This is a genomic window from Chryseobacterium antibioticum, from assembly GCF_012927325.1.
Taxonomy (GTDB): Bacteria; Bacteroidota; Bacteroidia; order Flavobacteriales; family Weeksellaceae; genus Chryseobacterium; species Chryseobacterium antibioticum.
The window spans coordinates 16352-39497 of the sequence record NZ_JABBGI010000032.1 but is presented as its reverse complement, the minus strand read 5'-3'; the positions used below and the strand labels follow the sequence as shown (position 1 = coordinate 39497).

22 protein-coding genes are annotated in these 23146 nt (G+C 36.4%); 6 read left to right on the top strand and 16 right to left on the bottom strand.

Features of this window, described 5'->3' with window-relative positions:
- Window positions 1–58 precede the first annotated feature (58 nt).
- Window positions 59–292, bottom strand: coding sequence for a DUF6341 family protein (locus HHL23_RS19490; protein WP_169236423.1), 234 nt, complete (start codon window positions 290–292; stop codon window positions 59–61).
- A gap of 42 nt (window positions 293–334) precedes the next feature.
- Between HHL23_RS19490 and HHL23_RS19485 the strand changes: the two genes are divergently transcribed.
- The gene (locus HHL23_RS19485; RefSeq protein ID WP_169236422.1) at window positions 335–1240 is read left to right on the top strand and encodes a DUF6427 family protein; all 906 of its coding nucleotides are present in this window, start codon (window positions 335–337) and stop codon (window positions 1238–1240) included.
- Window positions 1241–1245: 5 nt separating this feature from the next.
- The gene (locus tag HHL23_RS19480; RefSeq protein ID WP_169236421.1) at window positions 1246–1830 is read left to right on the top strand and encodes a DUF3109 family protein; all 585 of its coding nucleotides are present in this window, start codon (window positions 1246–1248) and stop codon (window positions 1828–1830) included.
- A gap of 49 nt (window positions 1831–1879) precedes the next feature.
- Here HHL23_RS19480 and HHL23_RS19475 read toward each other — a convergent pair.
- The 15 genes from HHL23_RS19475 to HHL23_RS19405 all read right to left on the bottom strand — a co-directional run bounded on the left by HHL23_RS19475 (window position 1880) and on the right by HHL23_RS19405 (window position 20012).
- Window positions 1880–3132 (bottom strand): IS3 family transposase gene (locus tag HHL23_RS19475; protein ID WP_169236420.1). Its coding sequence is split into 2 segments (ribosomal slippage): window positions 1880–2805 and window positions 2805–3132, totalling 1254 coding nucleotides; the frame shifts between segments, so codons are not numbered across the junction.
- 113 nt (window positions 3133–3245) lie between these two features.
- Window positions 3246–6101, bottom strand: coding sequence for a M16 family metallopeptidase (locus HHL23_RS19470; protein ID WP_169236419.1), 2856 nt, complete (start codon window positions 6099–6101; stop codon window positions 3246–3248).
- 153 nt (window positions 6102–6254) lie between these two features.
- Window positions 6255–6941 (bottom strand): hypothetical protein, encoded by a 687-nt coding sequence (locus HHL23_RS19465; RefSeq protein ID WP_169236418.1) that lies wholly within the window; start codon window positions 6939–6941, stop codon window positions 6255–6257.
- Window positions 6942–7166: 225 nt separating this feature from the next.
- The gene (locus HHL23_RS19460) at window positions 7167–8501 is read right to left on the bottom strand and encodes a trigger factor (protein WP_169236417.1); all 1335 of its coding nucleotides are present in this window, start codon (window positions 8499–8501) and stop codon (window positions 7167–7169) included.
- 138 nt (window positions 8502–8639) lie between these two features.
- Entirely contained in the window at window positions 8640–9212 is a 573-nt protein-coding gene (locus tag HHL23_RS19455; protein WP_169236416.1) for a hypothetical protein, read from the bottom strand.
- Window positions 9213–9262: 50 nt separating this feature from the next.
- The gene (locus tag HHL23_RS19450; protein ID WP_169236415.1) at window positions 9263–11647 is read right to left on the bottom strand and encodes a TonB-dependent receptor; all 2385 of its coding nucleotides are present in this window, start codon (window positions 11645–11647) and stop codon (window positions 9263–9265) included.
- Window positions 11648–11836: 189 nt separating this feature from the next.
- Window positions 11837–12031: a hypothetical protein gene (locus HHL23_RS19445; protein WP_169236414.1), complete on the bottom strand. Its 195-nt coding sequence runs from the start codon at window positions 12029–12031 to the stop codon at window positions 11837–11839.
- Window positions 12032–12111: 80 nt separating this feature from the next.
- Window positions 12112–12468 (bottom strand): hypothetical protein, encoded by a 357-nt coding sequence (locus HHL23_RS19440; protein ID WP_169236413.1) that lies wholly within the window; start codon window positions 12466–12468, stop codon window positions 12112–12114.
- Between the two features lie 319 nt (window positions 12469–12787).
- A complete protein-coding gene (locus HHL23_RS19435; RefSeq protein WP_169236412.1) occupies window positions 12788–14713 on the bottom strand; it encodes an ABC-F family ATP-binding cassette domain-containing protein in 1926 nt (641 codons plus the stop codon).
- 189 nt (window positions 14714–14902) lie between these two features.
- Window positions 14903–16243, bottom strand: coding sequence for a T6SS phospholipase effector Tle1-like catalytic domain-containing protein (locus HHL23_RS19430; protein ID WP_169236411.1), 1341 nt, complete (start codon window positions 16241–16243; stop codon window positions 14903–14905).
- 156 nt (window positions 16244–16399) lie between these two features.
- The gene (locus tag HHL23_RS19425; protein WP_169236410.1) at window positions 16400–17077 is read right to left on the bottom strand and encodes a response regulator transcription factor; all 678 of its coding nucleotides are present in this window, start codon (window positions 17075–17077) and stop codon (window positions 16400–16402) included.
- The gene (locus tag HHL23_RS19420) at window positions 17046–17714 is read right to left on the bottom strand and encodes a sensor histidine kinase (protein ID WP_317174717.1); all 669 of its coding nucleotides are present in this window, start codon (window positions 17712–17714) and stop codon (window positions 17046–17048) included. Before HHL23_RS19420 ends, HHL23_RS19425 begins: the two co-directional genes overlap by 32 nt.
- 110 nt (window positions 17715–17824) lie before the next feature.
- The gene (locus tag HHL23_RS19415) at window positions 17825–18400 is read right to left on the bottom strand and encodes a hypothetical protein (protein WP_228464870.1); all 576 of its coding nucleotides are present in this window, start codon (window positions 18398–18400) and stop codon (window positions 17825–17827) included.
- Window positions 18401–18467: 67 nt separating this feature from the next.
- Complete coding sequence (locus tag HHL23_RS19410) at window positions 18468–19205, bottom strand: hypothetical protein (RefSeq protein ID WP_169236408.1); 738 nt, start codon at window positions 19203–19205, stop codon at window positions 18468–18470.
- Window positions 19206–19391: 186 nt separating this feature from the next.
- Entirely contained in the window at window positions 19392–20012 is a 621-nt protein-coding gene (locus tag HHL23_RS19405; RefSeq protein WP_169236407.1) for a DUF5715 family protein, read from the bottom strand.
- A gap of 219 nt (window positions 20013–20231) precedes the next feature.
- Here HHL23_RS19405 and aqpZ point away from each other — a divergent pair, with 219 nt between their 5' ends.
- The 4 genes from aqpZ to HHL23_RS19385 all read left to right on the top strand — a co-directional run bounded on the left by aqpZ (window position 20232) and on the right by HHL23_RS19385 (window position 23146).
- Window positions 20232–20948 (top strand): aquaporin Z, encoded by a 717-nt coding sequence (gene aqpZ, locus HHL23_RS19400; RefSeq protein ID WP_169236441.1) that lies wholly within the window; start codon window positions 20232–20234, stop codon window positions 20946–20948.
- An 840-nt stretch (window positions 20949–21788) separates the two neighbouring features.
- On the top strand, window positions 21789–21962 hold the full coding sequence (locus tag HHL23_RS19395; protein WP_169236406.1) for a hypothetical protein: 174 nt from the start codon (window positions 21789–21791) through the stop codon (window positions 21960–21962).
- 52 nt (window positions 21963–22014) lie between these two features.
- On the top strand, window positions 22015–22965 hold the full coding sequence (gene gwsG / locus HHL23_RS19390; RefSeq protein ID WP_169236405.1) for a grasp-with-spasm system ATP-grasp peptide maturase: 951 nt from the start codon (window positions 22015–22017) through the stop codon (window positions 22963–22965).
- Complete coding sequence (locus tag HHL23_RS19385; protein WP_169236404.1) at window positions 22955–23146, top strand: hypothetical protein; 192 nt, start codon at window positions 22955–22957, stop codon at window positions 23144–23146. Before gwsG ends, HHL23_RS19385 begins: the two co-directional genes overlap by 11 nt.

The following is a 23146-nucleotide window of genomic DNA, read 5'->3' as shown; positions in this document are numbered from 1 at the left end:
TAATAAAAAAACCGATCAGACCTGAGTCTAATCGGTTTTTTACTATATAACCAATTAATTAACCTTCTTTTTTGTAGATCTTTGGATCGTAGTAAGGGTTCTTACCCTCAGTTGGAGAATAATAGTCTTTATCTTTATCACCACCCAATGTTACTACCAATACATAGCACCAGTATGTAAACAATACGCAGCAAACGGCAAATAGAATCCAGTTTAGAACATTTCCAAATGTATCAAAAAAACCGAAGGCCCATTTGAAAACTTTACTTAAGAATAACCAGAAAGACGTCATTATTTTCCTTTTTTAAATTAACTTTGTACAAATTTATAAAAAATGTTTAAATTACTTTCAAAAGAAAGCAATATTTTTTCAATTCCTGTTTATATTGGTTTTCTTCTTTTAGTAGTTATAATATTTAACATACTGAATTTCAACACTTATGAAGCAATTATTGCAGGAATAACTTTCCTGGGAATTGCATTGGGATATTTTTGTTTTCACAGCATTGCGCTCAATTATCAGACGCACTTGCCATTATTTTTATATACATTTTTTATTTTCGGGCTTTATCTTGGAAATCTGGACATTGGAATTGCCGTTTCGCTGCTCACCAATTCTTTTCTGGTTTTACTTCTGACGAGTGCAGATGAAGACATCAGAAAGAAGTCTTATGTATTGGTGGGAGCCATTGTTGCATTGAACTTTATTTTCCTGCCCACCACGTGGCCTATGGCTCTTTTTGTGATCATTCACTTGATAGCTACTTCTCAAAAAATAAGTTTAAATCTCTTCAGGTTTCTTTTAGGAACCCTATTAATCGCGTTCAGTTATTTCTCTATCATGTTCTTTTTCCATTTTACGACCTGGAATATAGATTATTTCCCGTTTGGAAAAATGAGACCTATGACGGATTATTTGGACCTGTTTCCTTTAATTCCTATTGTCCTGATGCTGATTTATGCGGTATACGACCATTTTAAAAACTATAACAAGAAAAGCCCGATTAGCAGATATAAATACACATTTCTGCTTGTCTTCTCACTGGCCCAGCTGGTGACTATTATTCTGTATATGAATAAAAATTATGAATATTTACTGCTTCTGGCATTCCCATCGAGTATTATCCTGAGCAGGATGATGAGATTTTTGCCTAAATACTGGATGCAGGAGGTAAGCTTATGGCTTATCATTATGAGTTTGATTGCTTTTAAAGCAGGTACGTATTTTAATTTATTTTAAAGATTATGATTCAGATAGACGATAAATTGATTTCAGAGGATATATTTTCCGAAGAATTTGTTTGCAACCTTACGAAATGTAAAGGTGCATGCTGTGTGGAGGGAGATGTAGGGGCTCCGCTAGATAAGGATGAACTTGAGGTTTTAGACCGTATTTTTGATAAAGTAAAGCCTTATCTTACACAGGAAGGCATCAAAGCCCTTGAAGAACAGGGAACATGGACCACAGATCCGCAGGACGGCATGTATGTGACGCCTATGGTGGAAGACCGCGAATGTGCCTATGTAACTTTCGATGAAAGAGGAATCACGAAATGTGGTATTGAAAAAGCATATGAAGACGGTGCTATAGATTGGCAAAAACCAATCTCATGCCACCTCTACCCGATCCGTATTACAGAATATTCTACTTTTACGGCCCTGAACTACCACGAATGGAGTGTATGCAGCGATGCCTGCACGCTTGGAAAAGAACTGCAGGTTCCTGTTTATAAGTTCCTGAAAACTCCACTGACCAGAAAATATGGTGAGGAGTTCTACGGCGTTTTAAATGAAGCCGCCGATGAATGGAAAAAAGCCTATGGCTCTTAAACTGACTAGTCCTGAAAAAGGTTGACTAGTTTTTATTACTCAAATATACTTAAATCAGAGTAGGAATTTTCCTATTCTGATTTTGTTTTTTATAGGTTTTTAATTTCACATTATTTTTTATGTGTACTTGGCTAGGAATATTATAATTCAAAGAAAAATGTGGTCTCCAATTATTATAATAGTAAATTGATTGCTTAAGCTGTTGTGATAGATTTTTAAAGTCTTCAAAAGTATCAATCAATCCAAATTCATATTTCAGAATACCATTGACTCTTTCCGCTACGGCGTTTTCATAAGGGTCTGAGTTCTCTGTCATGCTGATGAGAATGTCACTTTTCTTCAACATTTCGGTGTATTCTTTACTGCAATACTGCAACCCTCTATCTGAATGATGAATTAAGGGATGCTTGTAGAGTCGATTCTTTATAGCCTGTTTTAATGCTTTCAACGTAGAGCTTGTCTGTAAATTATCACTCAATTCATATCCTACAATTTTCTTTGAATAGGCATCGGTAATCAGATGAAGATAATAATTCTTATCTTTAGTTTTGAGATAAGTTATATCTGCAACCCAGACTTTCTCTGAACATTTCAACTCTTTTTCTTTGATAATATTGGGGTATTTCTTCATCCAATGTCTGGAGTTCGTTGTTTTAAAGTAGCGGTGTATTCTGGGAATTAAAAGATAATTTGATCTTAAAATCTTAAACAACTGATCTCTTCCTACGTGAAGTTTTTCTTTCTCAAAATCATTCTTAAGTAAGACATAAAGTTTTCGAGTACCTATTTTGGGCATCTTTTTACGAATTGATAATACGAGTTCTATAATCCTTTCTTGATGATTTATAGAATCAGGCTGTTTCTTCCTTTTGTAATAAGCTTGTTTACTGTATCCAAACAATCGGCAGATATCTTCCAGTGAAAGATTCGTATACGGCCTTATTTCCTGGATTGATTGGAACCAGACTTTTTTACAATTTCAATCTTCAGCTCACGCTCTGCGATTTCTATAAATTTCCTAAACACTTTGAGCTCTTCTTCCTTTTTGAATAAAGCAGCTTCAAGCTCTTTAATCTTCTGTTTCTGTGGATCTTTCATGGGTCTGCCTTTACTTAGTTGTTTCTCATAAGTAAAGTTACCATATTTTATTAACCAACTGGAAATACATGAATTACCTCGAATGTTATATCGAGTCTGTAACTGTGATTTTGTAAATAAACCTCGCTCATATTCGGAGACAACTTGTCTTTTGAACGCTTCACTGTATTCTTGTACAGGAGGTAATGTTTTTTTTAAATTCATAAGGATGACTGTTTTTATGGTTTTATAGTCAACCTTTTTCAGGACGAGACAAACCAATAAAAAAACCGCAGATTGTATCTGCGGTTTTTCATTATCAATTATTCTGAAAAATATTATTTCACAACTGCGGTTCCAACTACTGCCGGTTTTGTCTCAGTCTTTTTATTATTTTCCCATCCGTCTTCCGGCATCAGTGTAGCTGTGATTTTTCCTTTTGCAAGGTATTTTTTAGCAACATCCTGAAGGTCTTTCACCGTAAGTGCTTTTACTTTTTCCTGATAGTTCAGGATTTCATACTTATCGCTGCCATCTAACTGATTTTTAGCAAGAGCACTCATCCAGAACATATTATCCTTAAGTTCCGTTTTGTTATCATTGTACTCTCCTTCTTTGTACTTATCCAGATCTTTTTGTTCAGGCCCTTTATCAATTAGTTTCTGAAGCTCAGTCATTGCACTTTTTGTCAGTTTTTCTGCATTTTCAGGTCCACAAGGGAAGCTGATACTGAAATTGTACGCACTGTAAGGAATTTTGTTCATACTTCCTCTGGCACCACCACCATAGATCCCGCTTTCATCTTCTCTAAGTTTTTCGATCACTTTGATCGTAGCGACTTCTCCAAGGGCTGAAAGAGCTAAAGCTTCTTTTTCGTTGTAAGGCGTTTCTCCGCTGTAAGAAATGGTTACCAAACTTTTAGGATCTTTTCCTTTTTTGTAGACTTTAGAATAATCTCCGGTCATCTGTCTGTATCCTGTATCTTTAAACGTTGCCGTTTTTCCTGATGTAGGAAGTCCACCGATATACTGAAGTACCTGTTCTTTTAGCTTAGCTTCGTCAATATTCCCTACAAAATAGAACTGGAAGTTTCCGGCGTTGCCAAATTTCTCTTTATAGATATCATATGCTTTTTTGTAATCTGTATTGGCCCAGTCTTTTTCCATTGGGAACAATCCGATGAATCTTGGGTTCTTCTGGTTCATGAATTTCGCATGCTCATTGGAGAAATACGCCTGAGGGTTAGACAGAAGGTTATCCAGCATCGCAGACTGTTTTTCTTTATAGGCATTGAATGATGCAGGATTGTAATTTAAACCTGTAAAATATGCGTAAGTAAGCTCCATAGCTGTCCCTAAATCTTTCTGGGAAGTTCTTCCGGAAATCCCTTCAAAGTAAGGTCCGATCATTGGATTGACACTTACTTGTTTTCCTGCAAGGTAATTGGTAAGATCAGCTTTTGAGAATCCGCCTACTCCCGCTTCAGATAATGCTCCGAAAGCGAATTGGGTTTTGATAAAATCAGCATCAGAAATAAGAGAGTTTCCTCCTAAACTTCTTGCTGAAAATACAATTTCATCATCTTTGAAATCAGTCTTTTTAAAAGTCACTTTAGCTCCGTTGCTTAACGTCCAGGTTGTTGTTCCCAGTTTAGCATCTGTTTCAGTCTTGGCAATTTTTCCTTCAGACTTGAAAGGCTTTACTAAATTTTTGATGGCCGCTTTTTCTTCGTAAGGCTTAAGGTCTGCCATTTTCACAGATTCAAATGTACTGAGAACCATTGCTTCTGTAGGCATGGTAACATTGTCTTTCTTTGGGCCTGTTATCACGATCACTCTGCTGTCATCCTTCACCATTTTCTTGATGATCTCATTGGTCTGCGCCAAGGTAACCTGAGGAAGGAACGATTTTGTATCTTCATATTCCCAGGCAATTCCCGGCATCGGTTCCTGCTCCAGGAAGTTTCTTACGTATTCGTCTACCAGCATGTCACTTTCCGTCTTATCACGGTTGTTATATGATCTTTCCAGATTAGATAACATCTGTGCTTTTGCTCTGTCCAATTCAGACTGGGTAAATCCAAATCTTTTTGCTCTTTCTACTTCTTCCAAAAGAACTTTCAAAGCACTCAGCTGATTTCCTTCTTTTACCATGGCAAATCCCTGGAAGGCTTCTTTGCTTCTCGCATAAGTTCCTCCGTGATATACCGATCCGAATGTAAAAGGTGGATTGGTTGAGTTGATCAATTCTCTCAATCTGTTATTCAGCATTGCAGTAGAAAGACCTTCTATAATAGTCTGGTTGTACTGTTCTACAGTCACATCCGGCTGGTAAGCCTCAGCATCTTTCATGATGAACTGCACCATAGAACTTGTAGCATCAGGATCTGTCTCAATCGCTACTAATGTTTCTTTATGGTTAGGCAGGTCAAATACTTTTCTCTCTCTTGGTTTAGAAGGATTTTTATATTTGCTGAAATTATCTTTGATCTTCTTTTCAACTTCATCTACATTAATATCTCCCACTACAACGATTGCCATAAGATCCGGTCTGTACCAGTCTTTGTGGAATTGTCTTATCACATCTGGCTTGAAGTTTTCCAAGACATCCTTTTTACCAATTGGAAGTCTGTCTGCGTATTTAGATTTATATAATAGTTTGGGAAGGTATTTGTCTGACATTCTTTTATCAGCTCCCAAACCAAGTCTTAATTCTTCCAAAACTACACCTCTTTCTTTGTTGATCTGCGCATCGGAAAGCGTGGCATTAAAAGCCCAGTCCTCCATTACTTTCAGACCTGCATCAAGGTTTCCTGATTTATCCAGAGGAACGGGAAGCATGTATACAGTTTCATCAAAGCTTGTGTAAGCATTCAGGTGTTGTCCGAATTTCACCCCGATAGACTGTAGAAAATCTACCAGTTTGTTGTCCGGGAAATTCTTGGTTCCATTGAAATTCATATGCTCCATAAAATGCGCCAGACCTCTCTGGTTTTCATCTTCAAGAATAGATCCGGCATTGATTGCCAGACGGAAATCTACTTTCTTTTCAGGTAATGTATTTTTTTTGATGTAGTACTTCATTCCGTTGGGAAGGGTACCGATTCTCACAGAAGCATCCACGGGGATATTCTGTCCGAAAACATTTGAAGACATCAGGAAGATGACCGCAAATGATGATAAAACTTTCTTCATGTTATTTGAATTTATTTTCGTGCTAAAAGTATCAATTATTCACCAGCTGAAGAAATGTTAAAATTCATATCATAGTTAAATTTGAGTTAAAATTATAAAGGCAACAAAAAAGCCGGATATTTTCCGGCTTTTGTTCTGTAAAATGACAGCTTTTTATTTAAAATCAGCATCTGAAACCCCTGAGTTTAAAACAACTTTGGTGGTTTTTATCGTCACTTTCTGACCTTTTCCTTCAATATCAACTTCGGAAGGAAACTTGATCCCTTCTACCGTCATATAATTTTTCACGATAACACTTCCTTCTCCTACAGTAGATTTGTATAGAAGTCCGGTAGCAGCATCAAAGTAAAATTTTCCTTTCTCTGAAGATAATACGTTATAATCTTTAGTGTCCGCTTTTTCTACGGTAACCGCTTGAAAACCTGCAGGATCAAAAGATAATGCTTCAACGGTCTTGCCTTTTTTCAATTCAGCGATATTATCGGCTGGGAAGTCTGTTTTCTGTCCTCCTCTTTCTATATATCCTTTTTCACCGTCAAAAAATTGGGTTACTTTCTGCCCCATTGCGGTTTGCACAGATTTGAATTTATTGCCCTGCTTCATGGTGCTCATGGTGATATCCATTCCCTGAACACTAAGGGTATTGTCTACTACCGTAGATTTTACGGCTTCTAATTTATCCTTTCCTCCCAACGCTTTGAAGTAATTCTCAATAACTTCTTTGGGTGTCAGTTTAGATTTCACGACTTCCGTCTTTGCGGGAGCTGCGCTGGTCTGCTGAGCTGCTGCCGGCACTGAAAACAGTACGGCACAGAAAAACGGAATGATGATCTTTTTCATATCTATAATAAATTTAAGGGTGTAAATATATGAATAATGACTGCAACAAATTAATCAAGGGATATTTATAGGGAATACCTTATCATTTCGGCCCGGATACATTAAGATTTTTTAAGACAATGGAACCTGTTTCTAAATTGATCGTATAAACAAAAGCTAAGGATAGCGAAAATAAAAAAACCTCCGATTGCTCGGAGGTTTTCAAATATTTATATCGAAAATAAATTATTTCTTAAGTTCTTCTAAAAACTCGTCGTGAGAGATTTTAGTTTCTTTTTTTCCTCCTTTTTCAAGGATAACATCTTTCAGTTTAGCCATAGCTACTTCAGAAGAAATTTGTCTTACCTGCTCCTGGTCTTTCAACATTTCAACAGCATATTTCTGGATTTCTTCATCCCCTAAGTGGTGGATTCCGTAGATAGCCAACTGGTTTTTCACTAATTGCTCAGCCTGTGCCAATACATCAGCATAGTCTAACTTGATTTCGTTATCGGTCATTAATTTACCTTCAATGATCTGGTATCTTAACTGACTTTTCTCTGCTTCAAGAATTTCTTTAGCCTGCTCTTCAGACTGGATATTCTGGTTAGAGAATAACAACCATTTTACTAAGAAATTTTCCGGAAGTTTTACTTCTTCTTTTTCAGTAACCTGCTCCAATACTTTATTCACATAGTGAACATCAGCATTTTGCTGGAAGTACTCATCCAATTCAGATTTTACTTTTTCTTTAAGTTCTTCTTCAGAAGTAATAGTTCCTTCTCCGTATACTTTGTCGAATAATTCCTGATTAAGTTCAGCTAAGTTCAATGCATAGAAGTCTTTTACTTTAACTTCAACTTCAGCATGGTGTAAATGCTCTGCTTCTTCTTTAGTGAATCCTAATTCTTTAGCTAATTCTTCATCACCTGCAAGAGTTTCTTTAGATACTTTTACAGAACCATCCATTTTCAAAGCTTTTACCAATTTGAAAGCTTCTTTGTTTTCAGCAGTAATGGTAACGTTCTTTGGCTGGTGGTGGTGCTCTCCTTCAGCATCTTCTTCTACAACCTGAGAAATTTCTAAAGCTACATAAGAATCTTTACCGATTTTATCCTGAGGAACCTGCTCCGCAAAACGTTTCTGCATGTTCTCAATGCTCTTTGTGATTTCCTTGTCAGAAGCTTCTACCTTGTAATGAGGAGCTTCATATTTAGCTAAATCTATAGTGAATTCAGGCTCATATCCTACTTCGAAACCAACTTCAATTTGCTCAGCGTTGTAATCCAGTTGGTTTACAGGCTGAGGAACAGGCTGTCCAACTAATCTTAACTTGTTGTCGTTAACATAATTGTTCAATGCGTCAGAAACCTGTTTGTTGATTTCTTCGAATGCAATACCTGCTTCATATTGTTTTTTAACCATACTCAAAGGCACTTTCCCTTTTCTGAAACCAGGAACTTGCGCATTTTTAGCATAATTAATCAACTGCTTGTCTACTTTTTCTTTGTAGTCAGATTTTTCCAATGTCACTGTAAGTAATGCACTTACGTCATCATGGTTTTGTGCGGTAACCTTCATTATTGATTAAAATTTTAGGTTGCAAAAATATGAAAATTTTATGAGAATAACCTACTTCTAATCAATTCTTAGTCTTCAAATGTTTATAAATAAAAAACCGCTGAAAATATCAGCGGTTTTTATCTATGTGAAGTATTTCTAATTACTTAGATTATAAGTAGCTTCTGCATCAGTTTCTCCTCCTACTACACTTCCCCAGGCTGACCCGGACTTCGCATCATTGACACTTTGAGGGGAATGAATAAGGGTTAATTTCAGGAATGGTGAAGTTCCGTCAACAGCTTTTACAACATCCCATTTTGTTTTAAGTCCCACTCTTTTTCCGTCATTTCTCAGGTCATTCCCATCTATTCTGGTAACATTGATGTTAGATTTTGGAAAATCAAAAATAAGGAAATGTTCATTTTTAGCCTCAATGATTTCATTGGTAGCATCCTCATTTCCGTTTCTGAATTTTGCTTCCACGGTATAAGACTTTCCGTCTTTCAGAGGAATGGTGGGGATTCCTCCTGCTCCGATACTGTAATTATATTCGATGGCCGTAGATCCCGGAGTATCTTCTTTCACCAACAAAATAATATTGGTAAGTTCTTCCTGAGGAAGATCATCCTCTGCTACAGAACCGTCTCTCTGGCAAGAAATAACAGTAATCGTAATGAATAAAACAGCTAATAATTTGATGATATTTTTAGTATTGAATAGTTTGTTCATTTTTAGAATTTTAAGTTTGTGAAATTTTAATGTACTATTTTTCTGAATCCTTAGAATTTGTATCTAAAGTTTAAAATAAAGTTTCTCCCTGCCTCATCTGCAAAGAACCTCAAACGGTTCAGGTAATCCCTGTACGAAGTATTGAAGAGATTGTTTACGATAAGTCCAGCAGAAAGATTTTTACTGATATTGATTCCCGTTTGGATATTCCAAAGTGAATAACCGCTTGGCGGCGTACTCAAATCAATGGTTTTATCCACCAACTCACCGTCCACATATACTTCCAGTGGAACATTTCGGACAGGGAACCGGGTTTGTTTCAGAAAAGTTTGATTTTCAACGGTAAAATAGAAGTTATTCCATTTTTCCTTTTTAAACTGCAATGCGTTGGAGAAATTCGGAGGCATCATCAGAATTAAAGGTTCATTATTGGTATCATCCTGTCCGTGAACGTAACTTCCTTTTCCCACATAGGTAAGATCATCCGTAAGTTTCCAGTTGATATCAAGGTCTACCCCATACATCTTGGCATCGATCTGCTGATAAGCCCACTCAGGAAATACTCCTCTGATTGTTCCCTTAATTCCCACAGGAACTTGGTTGATAAAGTTTTTAGTGATAAATAAATAGGGATTTACAGAAATATTCAGTCCTTTCAAAACACTGAATTTTGAATCTACTGTTAAATTAAACTGATGTCCCTGTTCACTTTTCAACGCCATATCTCCAGTCTCAATCACTCCTGCAGAATGGTGTAATCCGTCTGAAAACAACTCTGCAACATTCGGCGATCTGCCCACTTTTGCATAGTTAAATTTCAGATCAAAATTTGAACCTGGACGGTATTCCAAACCTGCATTAAAGGAAACATTATTGTAATTAAGCTGAGGACGTGTTAGAATCCTGTTCTGGTCTTTCTTCACATAAAATTGAGGATAAGTATCTGCATATAATTTCTCCCAATCACTCTGATCGTACCATTTGGTCACATCATAACGGGTAAAATCATATCTTGCTCCCGCTTCAAAATTAAAATCGTGAGAAATTTTGTATTTAAAAACAGAATATATTCCTGCAGAATATTTATCATAATTAGGGATCAAACGTCTTGCTTTTGTCGCAGGATCTGAATAATTGTTTTGAAAACCCGCATCAATTCCTGTTTCCAGAGACCATTTCCCCCTTTCCAATAAATCATTAAGGTTAAATTGATGGGTCATCAGCTCCAAATCTAAGGAAGGCGTATCATTCAATTCACCTCTTCGTATGTCATATTCCTGTCTGTGATTGTATTGATAACTGTATGTTGCTGAAAGTTTTCCAATATTTTCAAATCTTTTAAAAGCTGAAACTTTTGCAATATGATGTTCCACAACCTGTCTTGGATTATCAATATCGTAACTGAATTTCCCTGAATAAATTGGTGGATTTGCAGTCATTGCCCTATCATAATCCCCTGAGGTAGAAACATGCGAATCTCTCAAAATTCCAATATTCTGGTTCGTCAGGTAGTAGTCAAAAGAAATTCCTTTTTCATAACTATTGTTCTGAACCGTAAAATTAAAGGAAGAAAAATCCATTCCTGTATTCTTCAGATTATAATCGGGAGCACTCTGATCTCCTAATTTTTTGACACTACCACGGGATTTTACAGCCCAGCCGTTCTTCCAGACTTTAGCAACATCTACATCAAGTCCCAAACCTCTGCCATTGGAAATCCCCGTAAGTCCTATTGAACCTTTGATCGTGTCTTTTTTAGGGAAAATTTCAGGTTCCAGCACCACTACTCCTCCGATAGCATCGCTTCCATATTTCAATGCAGAAGCTCCTTTTATTACATCGATGTGCTGAAAATTGTTAATATCAACATTGGGCGCATGTTCTACCCCCCATTCCTGTTCTGCAAGCTTTACTCCATTATTTAAAATAGAAATTCTGCTTCCATACAAGCCGTGAATAACAGGTTTTGAAATATTATTCCCTGTTTTTAAAGTGGTAACCCCAGAAATTTTAGATAATAAATTCCCCAGGTTATCCGTAGAATTTCGCTCAATTTCCGATTTATCTAAGGTTTTAATAATCAGAGAACCATTAGATTTATGGCTCCCATGAATGGTCACCGTTTCTATATCATGACTATGATGCTCCAGGGTAATCACCAAGTGTAAATCCCGATCAACTCCTATATTTTCAGTATAATCACTACAATCAGGATGTTTGGCAATAAGTATATATTTTCCCGCAGGAATTTTATTAAACGTAAACTTACCTTTACTATCCGTTTTAGTGGTGAATCCGCCAATGTTCACTACCGCACTTTCCAGCAGTGTTTTATCGTGAAAATCCTGAACGGTTCCTTCTATCGAATACGATTTTTGTGCACTTATCGATGCCAGTCCACAAAAGACCAACATCAGACTATATATCAATTTCATTGTCTATAGATTGATTGCGTACCCTTTACAGGTACATTTTTTTCGTAAAAATTTTGTTGAATGCGTTTGTTTTTAAATTGTAAAATGTACAATGTAAAAAGTAGTAATGATTGATTAGATGCTAGAAATTAGATTTGAGATAAGAGATATGAGACTCTTTCTATCAACCGTTTTAAGTAATATACGAAGCTAATCCATGAACTTGGATATTCTTAAACTCATATATCCTGAAACTCGCATCCCGAAATCTAAATGGGAATGGCATTCGTATTTAAGACCTCCGGAAACTTCCATCTTCCAACTTCCTTCTCCCAGTCTTAAAAACCCGAATTTAAACCCGAATTTCGTATACCTATCTCGAATTCCGAAAATTCGAAATCCCATATCTAACAGCTATTAATCAATAGCTTTAAACCCAAAGTATTGAACTTTAAAATCAATTAAAGCCCATAAAAATCTATGATTTATGAAACTGCGGGAGGTCCCCGAAGCTGAAAAGTGAATTTGGTCTGAGACCATATTTTTTCCTGAACAGCAATAACCTGCTTTACTTCGTGCGTAAAATGCTCAAAAGAAAAACTGTATTCGTCCGGAACCAATGTGTGTCCTGTAGCTAAGAAATGACACGCCAGACAGTCGCCGGGCTTTTCTTTAGCTGAAGTCTTAGCCATTGTATTTTCTGTCTTTTTAAGATTGAAGCTCTTAAAATAGTCGACTGCATCGTGATGGTGAAAACTTTGGGAAAACAGCGCAATGAAGTAGATCCCAAACAAAAGTTTGGAAATAAAGTTCTTCAGATTTCTGCTTTCCTTAAAAATCATTTGGTAAAATTATAAAAATAATTTAAGTTTTAAATTAAGTTTTTATTAAAACTGTTCAATACGTCGGTAAAAGTAATTTTTTGTTACAAAAAGATACTGCAGCGTATATGTTTATTTATTTTCTTTATTAAAAAATCCTTCGATTCCACCCGGGATGACATTCCTAATACTAACTGTCATTTACCGTGATTATTCACAAAAGTAAAAACATTATTATTGTAACACTGTCATCCTGAGCGAAGTCGAAGGATCTCTATTTTATCGTTTTTTATGATCATTGGATATTCAAGAACTCTTAAACTCCAAAAAAATCACAATCTTAATCCAACTGAGAACCCAAATGCTCCCATTCCTGTAAAGCAACTTCCAGTTCTTCTTTAGTTTTATTATATTTTTCTAAAGTTTCCTCAGAAGGGTTTTCTTTGGTAAAAGTAACTTCCATCTTTTCAATTTCCGTTTCAAGTTCAGAAATTTTCTCTTCTACTTTCTTTAATTTATTCTGGATATTTTTTTGTTCCTTGCTTACAATGGTTGATTTTTCTTCCACCTTCACTTCTATCGGAGCCTGCTTTACCTCAACTTTTACATCTTCACTGTGAAGTTTAGCTTTTTCAGCAGAGATTTCTCTAAGCGTTTCCTTTTGTCTGTATTCAAGGTATTCTCCAACACTCCCCAGGAATTCTTTCATTTTTCCGTCACGGAATTCATAAATCTTATCACAAAGTCCATCCAGGAATTCTCTGTCGTGAGAAATCACGATCAGCGTTCCCTGAAAGTTCTGTAAAGCCAGTTTGATAATTTCCTTAGACTGAATATCAAGGTGATTGGTAGGCTCATCCATGATCAACGTGTTGAAAGGACGAAGCAGCAATTTACAGAGGGCCAAACGGTTTCTTTCTCCTCCGGAAAGTACTTTTGTTTTTTTAGAAACAGCCTCACCCTGGAATAAGAAAGATCCTAATAAATCTCTTACTCTTGGTCTTGTTTCTTCTGTTGCCGCATCTTCGGCTTCTTCTAAAACGGTTTTATTGGGTGTCAGTACTTCTTCCTGATTTTGGGCAAAGTATCCGATGTTCACATTGTGTCCTAAATTCCAGGTTCCTGAATAATCTTTGATATCTCCTGCAAGAATTTTCGCTAACGTAGTTTTTCCCTGTCCGTTTTGTCCTAAAAGGGCAATTCTGTCTCCTCTCTGAACAATAAAGTCTACATCATCGAAGATTTGTTTTTTTCCGTATGCTTTTCCTAAATTCTCAGCTTCGAAAATAACTTTTCCAGGAATCATAGATTGTACGAAACGGATATTGAATTTTGAAACGTCTTCATTATCCACTTCAATACGTTCGATTTTATCCAGCTTTTTAATAAGTGACTGTGCGAAAGATGCCTTAGTAGCACTTGCACGGAACTTATTGATGTTATCCTCCATCTGCTTGATCTCTGCATCCTGGTTCTTTTTAGCGCCAATGAGTTTCTCACGGCGTTCTTCACGCATGATCAGATATTTGGAATAGTTGGCTTTATAATCGTCAACTTTTTTATTGTTGATATCAAAAGTCCTGTTACAGACAGCGGTCATAAACTGCTTATCGTGACTTACCAGAACGATGGCTCCGGGATAGTCTTTCAGGAAGTTTTCCAGCCAGATAATAGATTCCATATCCAGGTGGTTGGTAGGCTCATCGAGAAGCATGATATCATTTTTCTGAAGCAGCAGTTTAGCCAGTTCAATTCTCATTCTCCAGCCTCCGGAAAATTCGTCAGTGATTTTTTGGAAATCATCCGCTTTAAATCCTAGACCGAACAATACTTTTTCCATATCGCCTTCAAGATTGTAAGCGTCATGGTTCATCAGAAGATCGTTCAGCTCCGTCATTTTGTTGATCAGATCAGTGTAAGCATCACTTTCATAATCTGTTCTTACAGTCATCTGATGATTCACCTCTTCCAGTTCATTTTTCCAGGCATTGATTTGCTCAAAGGCCTGCATGGTTTCATTCCAAACTGTTCTTCCTTTTACGAAATCAAGGTCCTGCTTCAGGAAACCAATGGTAGCCCCTCCTTCGCGAACAACAGTTCCTTCGTAGAAATTAATTTCTCCCGAAAGCATTTTCAATAAAGTGGATTTCCCCGCTCCATTTTTTCCAACGAGCCCCACTTTATCATCCTTTTTAATGGTGAAATTTGTATTTTGAAACAGATAGTTTCCCGAATGATGTAATCCTAAACCTTGAACCGAAAGCATTTTATTAAATAAAAGTTAGTGATGAATAATGAATTTTCGGGTGCAAAAGTACGGAAAAAGAAATGAATAGCCCAGAAATAAAAACGGGGAGCCTGATAGCCTGGGTATTTCGGACCACAAAAAGGGATGTCCTGCCAGACATCCCTTCATAACCTAAATTTAAAACTGAAAAGTACTAACGATATTTATCTAATTCTGTTCTGCCGCAAAAGATCTTATCTCTATCGTACGGCTCCAGATATCATTATTGGGAACATTGGTTCCATACAGAAAGTCTGCTGCAAAACTATCTTCAGGAAGGTGCAGTTCGGTAAGAAGTTTGGTATGAATTCCACGGTCTACAGAGGTACTGCTGGGTACGTTCAGGCCATTATTTATCAATTCGGCTTCAACCTCATCCTCTGACCTTTGCAACAAATCAGCACTATATATTCCAAAATTGGCTGAAATATGGGTGTAATCTGCAAAACGTATATAATCATACTTCGGTTTCGCAGGAAGTGAAAAATTTTTAACATATGCTGCAAGGTTTGTATAAAAATCAGAAAGGAAAGCATCATCTGTAATCTCCAGACCTGAATTAACAAGATCTGTACTGAAGATTCCGGCCACGGCGCTATTGGTTTCCTCCAGCATGATTCTTCCGTATACTATGGGAAGGGTATTCAAAATCACTTCTCTGGAAACGTAAGCTTGGGAAAGAACCACTCCCTGCTCGATCTGAAATCCGGAAAGCAGGGCGTCCCATATTTTATTGCCTTCGGCATCGGTTTTTGCATTTCTTACATCTGAAACATAATCTCTGAGATCATTGGTATTGATAAAATCTGTAGAAATATATACGGAATGCGGCGCCTGAAGATATCCACCTCCCACGTCAGCATGAGCTCCGGGAACGAAAACTTCTTTCCAGACAGAGCTGGAAGTTTCAGTTTTGGTATCCTGCATATTTTTTGAATTTTCAAAAAAACCGGTAAGTGGGAAAAAGAAGCGACATTCATTGACGGCACACATATGAAGGGCATTTTCCACTTCCTGTGGCAGGTTCATATCGTAGGTATTGAATGGCTTGGATTCAACCGTATCAAAAACACCCAAAAACTTTATGGTTATATTTTTAGATGGATATTTTGTGACAAGCTGATTGCAAAATTCTCTTGCGAGCATACTTCCTCTGCTGAATCCGTAGACATAAAAATGATAATCTGTATTTTTATCATCTATCACATTCTGTACGAAAAGGTCTGCCTTCTGCAGTTTGTCATCAGAAGAATATCCCTGTCCATCGGGAGGATTGGCGCATGTAGCCATCGCAAAATTATTATCCTCGCCACCAGTGACTGTTCCTATGCCTTCAACATATATTTTTTTGTTTCCTTTGAATACATTGAATAATTTATAGATATTGGTAGGTGCTCCTTTGTAGCTTTCATTATTTTGTGAAGGCCTGTCAGGTGAAGAAGCATTGATCCCGTTATTTCCTGTTCCGTCAAAAAAAATTCCGACAGATAGTAGTGTATCGTTTTCCATCGCTGTGTTGTGCTTTAATTATTAAAATCCCATCTACATCTTCATGATTGAATTTTGCTTTACATCCTGTAAAACTTATTTTTCAAATTAACGGAAGTAGAAGGAGCAATACTAGCGTGAAAAATACCAAATAAAAAATTCCGTATTTCTACGGAATTAAATTTTATCGAGAGCATATATATTGTTGACAACAGCATAGATAACAATCCCTACCGTATTCTTGGCTCCTATCTTTTCCAGGATCCGCTGGCGGTGACTTTCTACGGTTCTGGGACTGATGAATAGTTTTTCGCCAATTTCATTATTCGTGTATTCCTGGCAGATTAGTTTGACCACATCTTTTTCTCTTTCAGACAGTTCGTCTTCCATTTCAAAAAGAGATTTCTTCTTTGCAGAACTGTTCATGTAGGTAAAAAGCATCTGATGGTCTTCGGCAGTAAAAAAAACTCCGTTTTTATAAACCATGGTAATGGCATCAATAAATGTTTTCCGGTCCGAATTTTTAGGCAGAAAAGCAGAAACTCCCAACTTGACCATATAGCCCAAAATGGAAGTTTTGTAATGGGAGGAAAGGATAATGATCTTGAGATCAGGATATTTTTCTTTAAGAACTTCTACCAGCTCAAAGCCGTTCATCGGTTGCATTTGTACGTCTACCAGTGCGATGTTCGGAAAATCATCTTCTGAAAGGCTTCCCAGTTTCTCAATAAAATCCGGACCGTTACTGGAGGTAAGGCACACGGATATATTCTTTTCATTTGAAAGCAGCATTTTCACCCCTTCCAGGATCAGCTGTTCATCATCAATTAAGGCTATTTTGATTTGGGAGTTCATGGTTTTTTGGAATTATAATGATTAAACGGCTGCCTTTATTCAAAGTACTTTTCCATTTATGGACGGCATTCATGGATTTTATTCTGGATTCGATATTTTTGATACCCATTCCCTTTTTCACCAGATCATAATCAAATCCCTGCCCGTTGTCAGAGATGATCACAGCCATATTCAGGGGATAGTCTTTTATGTAGATCCAAAGATCCGTCGCCGTGGAATGCTTGATCACATTGGTGGTAAATTCCTGAATAATTCTGTACAGCTGTACTTCAACAAAGATATCTTTTTTCTCATATCCCGGCATGACCTGCATGGAAATATTGATCTTGTGCGAAAGGTTGGCGATCAGCTCCTCTACATAGAGAACGAATCCCACAGATTCAAGATTTACGGGATACAATGAATGGGAAATACTTCTGGCCGCATCGATGAGCGATGACATTTGGCCGTAAATATTTTTTTTAATCAGCTCGTCTCCTTTGGTATCGAGATTATTCATCCACAATGAAAGGATATTGAGCCGGTTTCCTATATCGTCATGGATCATGACAGCGATTCTTTTTCTTTCTTCTTCCTGAGCTTTGATGTTTTCAAGCACCAGTTTTTTCTGATGAAGCACTTCGGCTTCATGCTGCACGTTCTTCTCCTTGATGATCCGGCTGATAAAAGACCTGTAGGCAAGGAGAATAAAAGATACTATAACTGCTATGGTAACAATTATAAGGATCAGCAGGCTAATATTTAGGGTTACTTCTTTAATTTGATGAAGGTATATAAAAATGAACAGTACAAAATGCTCGACAGAATATTATTCGCGCTTAAAATAATAAGATAGTCATTTTCTGACAGGTTAGCAATCTGGTGCTGAATAATGAAAATAAAAACCGAAACCGAATAGTAGAAAAAAATACATGCATCTACCAGAAGAAAACGGTTTTGTGTAGATCCTTCTTTAATCTCCCGGAGTAAAGCAAAACCTGAAAGACAGATGATTGCAATATTTGAAATCACCTTCACAATATCGCTATTGAAAGGATAATCGAATACATATTTTGACACCATAAATGCCGTTGCCAGCAATGCCGTGATGCCCGGTAAATATTTCGGAAGCTCCAGTTTCCTGATAAACAAAGCCGTAACCAGAAAAAACTCTCCGGCGATGTACAGAGGATACAGAAACGAGGTATCATTAAGGTTGAACACATAAGGCAGAACCAAGTTCAGCAGTTCAATAAAAAAAAGAAAAGCAATACAGTGAAAATATTGCTTCTCTTTATTATTCAGTATACGGTATTTTGCTGCTCCCAAAAATATTATGGACAAAAGCAGGCCATAGTTTAGGAATAGAATTGCTTTAAAAAAATCTGTCATTCCTATCTATACTTCGTATTTAAGATCCAAGTTCAGGAATACGGCAGACAGGCGGACATGGTTTCGCCCAATCGTAGGTATTGGAAATAGTTTCTATGCTTTCTCCCTCCTGAAGTAGCTCATGGAAGGAAATGAAGATCACTGTTACCAGCATTCTCTGGAAAATATCATTGTATCTGAGACCGAACGAACATTTGATCCCGGCAACCTCTGGATATGGATGAGATAAATCTTCCATAGGAATATAAAATCTTTTAAAAATTCTCTCTCCTCCGAATTCTGTACACTCACGGTAGAACCATTCCATTCCTCCATTTCTCCAGCGCTCAATAGCTTCTATGGCTACATCCTGGTCAAGGATAGGCTGATTGGTTATCGGCAGGGACGTGTTGGTATCGCCATCTACTTTTGTAAGATCACTGGAAAGAACAGCATTTTTGGTCACCGTAAATTCTTTTGTTTCCTGCAGTCTGATGTTATGTTTAAGTGGTCGAAGAGTCGTGTACTGATATTCAACAATGCTTTTGTCAATATACCCCTGTTCATTTAAAGGAACAAAGATCAGGACCATTTCACCTCCAAATACACCTACTTCTGCGCAGGCATCTATGTATTTATTTTGGTTTTTGATTGTATCGATCTGGTCTTTAGACAGCTCAAAAACATAATTTGTTTTAATCAGATTTGTGATCAGGAAATAATCTGACCGGTACCTGTTCCACTCGGCGGTCGCCAGTTTGTAATCGTTCTCGTTCATAAGTTCATGGTTTATTTAGTTGCATAAAATTATACAAACTAAACATCCTGCACAAATATTCACATCATAAATTTATTATTCTTAAAATAAATTTAATTTTGATAGACATGAAGCTTTTTCTATCATATAATATCTTTTGTGACTTATTGATCATGATATTGGGCTGACACGAGAACAGAGTATGAATCAATAATTCCTTACCGTAATATGATAGCAGCTCTGCTGTCTTTCTCTAATGTAATAAATCTTCCCAGCAGCTGCATAAAACTTTAAAACCTTCTCTAGGGCAGTTTCCATTTTCGGGCTGTATTTCAGCACATCGTTGAATCGTACATAGGAAATATCAAACGAGTTTCCATAATTGTGGGAGCTGATTCCCAAAGACGCATTAGAATTCACTTTTCTCAGTCTGCATTGGTCTTCAAGTGTCCTTGTGATCGATGATACCGTAAAAGTATGCCCTTTTGTTTCTTTACTGAATCTGGCACCCATCTTTTCCAGGGTAGTCTTTGCTTTGGAAACCATATACGCCCGGCTGTAATCCAGTTTCTGAACGCGGTATCCTTTTCCGGTCTTTTTTATTTTATGAAATTTTCCGTTGTTGATATATTTCTGAACCGTTTTAGAGTCTGTAAGTAATTTTACACCAAAACTTTTTGAGGCATCCAGATGTGATTTGTACAGAGCGGTGGGCTCTACTTTTAGTACCGATGTAAGATCATAGCAGGGAAGCACCTTTTTTGCTGCCTGCGCATAATAAAAGCTATACATAAACGGCACAAAGGCCACACAAAAAAACTTTCTCATTAACCACCCTTTTAAATTACTAAACGAAAGATAAAGATTTATGCTATATCATTCAACCCCTCCATACTATTATCCTGAAAAAATTCCCAACAAACATCAAACCAAATTACTAAATCATTAATCTTTCTTCGCTAAAAATTGAAATATTTTTTAAGATTTATCTTTCTATTTTAAGATTTAAATTTTACATTTGAGATACTTTTAAATAATGAACATATGATAAAAAAACTTTTTGCTGAATTTTTCGGCACATTTTGGCTTGTTTTCGGTGGCTGCGGAAGTGCAGTTTTTGCTGCCGGAGTTCCCGATATCGGTATTGGCCTTTTAGGTGTGGCTTTGGCCTTTGGTCTTACTGTACTGACGATGGCTTATGCTGTCGGGCACATTTCTGGCGGACATTTCAATCCGGCAGTATCTTTCGGACTTTTGGCAGGAGGCAGATTTTCTGCAAAGGATCTTATCCCTTACGTCGTAGCACAGTGTCTTGGAGCTCTTGCAGCAGCAGGATGCCTGTACGCTATCCTTAACGGTGCAGGTGTGGTAGATTTTTCAAAACCGGGAGCTTTCGCGACCAATTTCTACGGAGAAGCGGTCTATAACGGAAAAGCATTCAGTATGGGCGCTGCATTCCTTGCAGAATTTTTATTAACCGCTTTCTTCCTGATTGTCATTATGGGAGCTACAGACAAGTGGGCTAACGGAAAGTTTGCAGGTATCGCTATTGGTCTTGCTTTAACGCTGATTCACTTAATTTCTATTCCTATCACGAACACTTCGGTAAACCCGGCAAGATCGCTTTCACAGGCTGTTTTCACGGGTGGGCTTGCGATGTCACAGCTTTGGCTGTTCTGGGCAGCGCCTATTGCAGGAGGAATTGTGGGAGGATTGATCTACAAGTTTTTACTTCAGAGAGATACCGCTGAAGTTATTGATTAATAGTATCATTGATTTCAATATAAATCCTGTCAAACGACAGGATTTTTTTGTTGCAACAGTATCTTCAATGTAATGCGATTGTTATCTTCAGTTGTTTTTTCTTTTGAAGTAATGAGTCTTTACATTTACAGAAAGAATTCAGACAGTTATTGGATCATATTCCACAGTTGCTAATTATCTATTTGTTACGAGAATTATAAGTTTCAATTTTAGGGCATAAATTAATCGAAACGAGATTAATAATAACTTAAACTAATTAAAATGAAAAAAATTCTCCTCTTACTGTCTTTTGTATTGATTTGCCAAAATCAGCTAACTGCGCAAGTGATCACTCCTGTGATAGATAATTATAATATTAGTGTCACCAGAAATGATATTTATACATCCGATGTTCCCGGCTATGCAAATTCCAGCGCTAAACTAATCAGGATAAAATGTCGATCTCTAAAACAGTTTTTATTTTTGCCAAATTATCTAATGAGGAATACTCTTATCACTTTACCAGTTTGAAATTGTCTTTTGTATTGTTTTTAATATGAGCGCAAGTTCATCCTGGCTCATTTTTTTTCCTTCCTTTGCTTGTTTAAGTTTTACTCCTATTACCATATTGTAAAGATAAATAATTCAGAATTTTTTTCTGAAAAATTAGAAAAATATGCTATAAACTTATATAAAATAATTACCTGCTTCCGATCAATACAAAATAAATAAATACAAAGGGATTTATTTTATACTGTAAAACCCTTTTTATAAGTAGTTTAACATAATAAAAAAAATCACACTATGTTGGAATTATTTAATTTATATTTTTAGCTTCTAAACCATTAAACAAATTCAGTTATGAAAAAATTAACGTCACTAAAAAACGGTAAAGTACTTAACACAGGTAGCCTAAAACAAATTCAAGGGGGTAAACGACTTCCAGAAGGGGTATGTAGTGGGTCAGGAACAGCTAATGATCCTTATGTTTTAGCATCAGTAGTTATTCCTTCTGGTGCATCTGACGGGTGTTAATTAAAATTTACATCAGGGCTTTTTCTTTATAGAATCAGCCCTTTTTTTTATTATGATTTTAATTTTATCTACAACACATGATGACGACACTAATGTTGTTATGGAACATTTAGCGAATATGGGGGAATCCTGTATTCGTATTAATGATGTCGATCTATTTAATGGAACAACGAAAATATATTATAAAATTTCTTCCCCCACTTCATTAACTGTTGAGAATAAATTATTTGGAGGTGTGGATTTGAGCCAAGTTAGAGTTGTATGGTATAGAAAATGGGGTAATTTTAACAAATATAAAGATTTGCTTGATCAGAATATTTCAAATGAAATGTTCCAATATTTACATTCAGAGTATTATGGCATTTTAAAAACAATTCTATATTTTTTGAATGATAAAAAATGGATAAATCATCATTCAAAAATCAACAGATTAAATAAAATTGAAATGTTGACTATAGCAAATAATATAGGATTAAAAATTCCGTCTACAGTAATTGCAAATAATTTTGATACCGAGAAGAAAGATTGGATTACTAAAGCTGTTAATGAAGGGGCGGTCATCAGCCATAATCAAAAAAAATTTCCTTTAATGACAGTAGAATATAATAATTCTACAGTTTCCTTTTTCCCAAGTTTATTTCAACAGCATATTTACAAAGAATATGAGCTTCGAATTTTTCATTTAAATGGAAAAAATTACCCTATGGCTGTGTTCTCTCAAAATGATGAGCAAACTTCTGTAGATTTCAGGAATTATAATCAGAATAAGCCGAATAGATTTGTTCCTTATCAATTACCTGAAGATCTTAACCACAAAATCTGCCAACTAATGAAAGCATGTCATATGGATACAGGTTCTATTGATGTTATAAAGGGTGTAGATGGAGAATATTATTTTTTAGAAATTAATCCTTCTGGACAATTTAGAATGACATCTTATCATTGTAACTATAACCTGCATTATGAAATGGCAAAACAGTTAAAAAAAATGAATGATGAATAAGAGCTTAATACAAGAACTTAATCCACATAAAAAAGAATTGCTTCCAGTTATCTTTGCCCAGGTTACTGAAAATAACAAATTAGTAACACAGTCACTAAGAAAAATTGAAGCTAAAAAGTATCAGTCAGAAATTTTTTGTTTAAAACCTTATAAAGATGGAATTAGCCCACCTAAACCTTGA

Excerpts from the sequence above, each read along its gene's own strand:
- HHL23_RS19490 (WP_169236423.1), bottom strand. The coding sequence starts at position 292 with ATGACGTCTTTCTGGTTATTCTTAAGTAAAGTTTTCAAATGGGCCTTC.
- HHL23_RS19485 (WP_169236422.1), top strand. The coding sequence starts at position 335 with ATGTTTAAATTACTTTCAAAAGAAAGCAATATTTTTTCAATTCCTGTT.
- HHL23_RS19480 (WP_169236421.1), top strand. The coding sequence starts at position 1,246 with ATGATTCAGATAGACGATAAATTGATTTCAGAGGATATATTTTCCGAA.
- HHL23_RS19470 (WP_169236419.1), bottom strand. The coding sequence starts at position 6,101 with ATGAAGAAAGTTTTATCATCATTTGCGGTCATCTTCCTGATGTCTTCA.
- HHL23_RS19465 (WP_169236418.1), bottom strand. The coding sequence starts at position 6,941 with ATGAAAAAGATCATCATTCCGTTTTTCTGTGCCGTACTGTTTTCAGTG.
- HHL23_RS19460 (WP_169236417.1), bottom strand. The coding sequence starts at position 8,501 with ATGAAGGTTACCGCACAAAACCATGATGACGTAAGTGCATTACTTACA.
- HHL23_RS19455 (WP_169236416.1), bottom strand. The coding sequence starts at position 9,212 with ATGAACAAACTATTCAATACTAAAAATATCATCAAATTATTAGCTGTT.
- HHL23_RS19450 (WP_169236415.1), bottom strand. The coding sequence starts at position 11,647 with ATGAAATTGATATATAGTCTGATGTTGGTCTTTTGTGGACTGGCATCG.
- HHL23_RS19445 (WP_169236414.1), bottom strand. The coding sequence starts at position 12,031 with ATGGGATTTCGAATTTTCGGAATTCGAGATAGGTATACGAAATTCGGG.
- HHL23_RS19440 (WP_169236413.1), bottom strand. The coding sequence starts at position 12,468 with ATGATTTTTAAGGAAAGCAGAAATCTGAAGAACTTTATTTCCAAACTT.
- HHL23_RS19435 (WP_169236412.1), bottom strand. The coding sequence starts at position 14,713 with ATGCTTTCGGTTCAAGGTTTAGGATTACATCATTCGGGAAACTATCTG.
- HHL23_RS19430 (WP_169236411.1), bottom strand. The coding sequence starts at position 16,243 with ATGGAAAACGATACACTACTATCTGTCGGAATTTTTTTTGACGGAACA.
- HHL23_RS19425 (WP_169236410.1), bottom strand. The coding sequence starts at position 17,077 with ATGAACTCCCAAATCAAAATAGCCTTAATTGATGATGAACAGCTGATC.
- HHL23_RS19410 (WP_169236408.1), bottom strand. The coding sequence starts at position 19,205 with ATGAACGAGAACGATTACAAACTGGCGACCGCCGAGTGGAACAGGTAC.
- HHL23_RS19405 (WP_169236407.1), bottom strand. The coding sequence starts at position 20,012 with ATGAGAAAGTTTTTTTGTGTGGCCTTTGTGCCGTTTATGTATAGCTTT.
- HHL23_RS19395 (WP_169236406.1), top strand. The coding sequence starts at position 21,789 with ATGAAAAAATTAACGTCACTAAAAAACGGTAAAGTACTTAACACAGGT.
- gwsG (WP_169236405.1), top strand. The coding sequence starts at position 22,015 with ATGATTTTAATTTTATCTACAACACATGATGACGACACTAATGTTGTT.
- HHL23_RS19385 (WP_169236404.1), top strand. The coding sequence starts at position 22,955 with ATGATGAATAAGAGCTTAATACAAGAACTTAATCCACATAAAAAAGAA.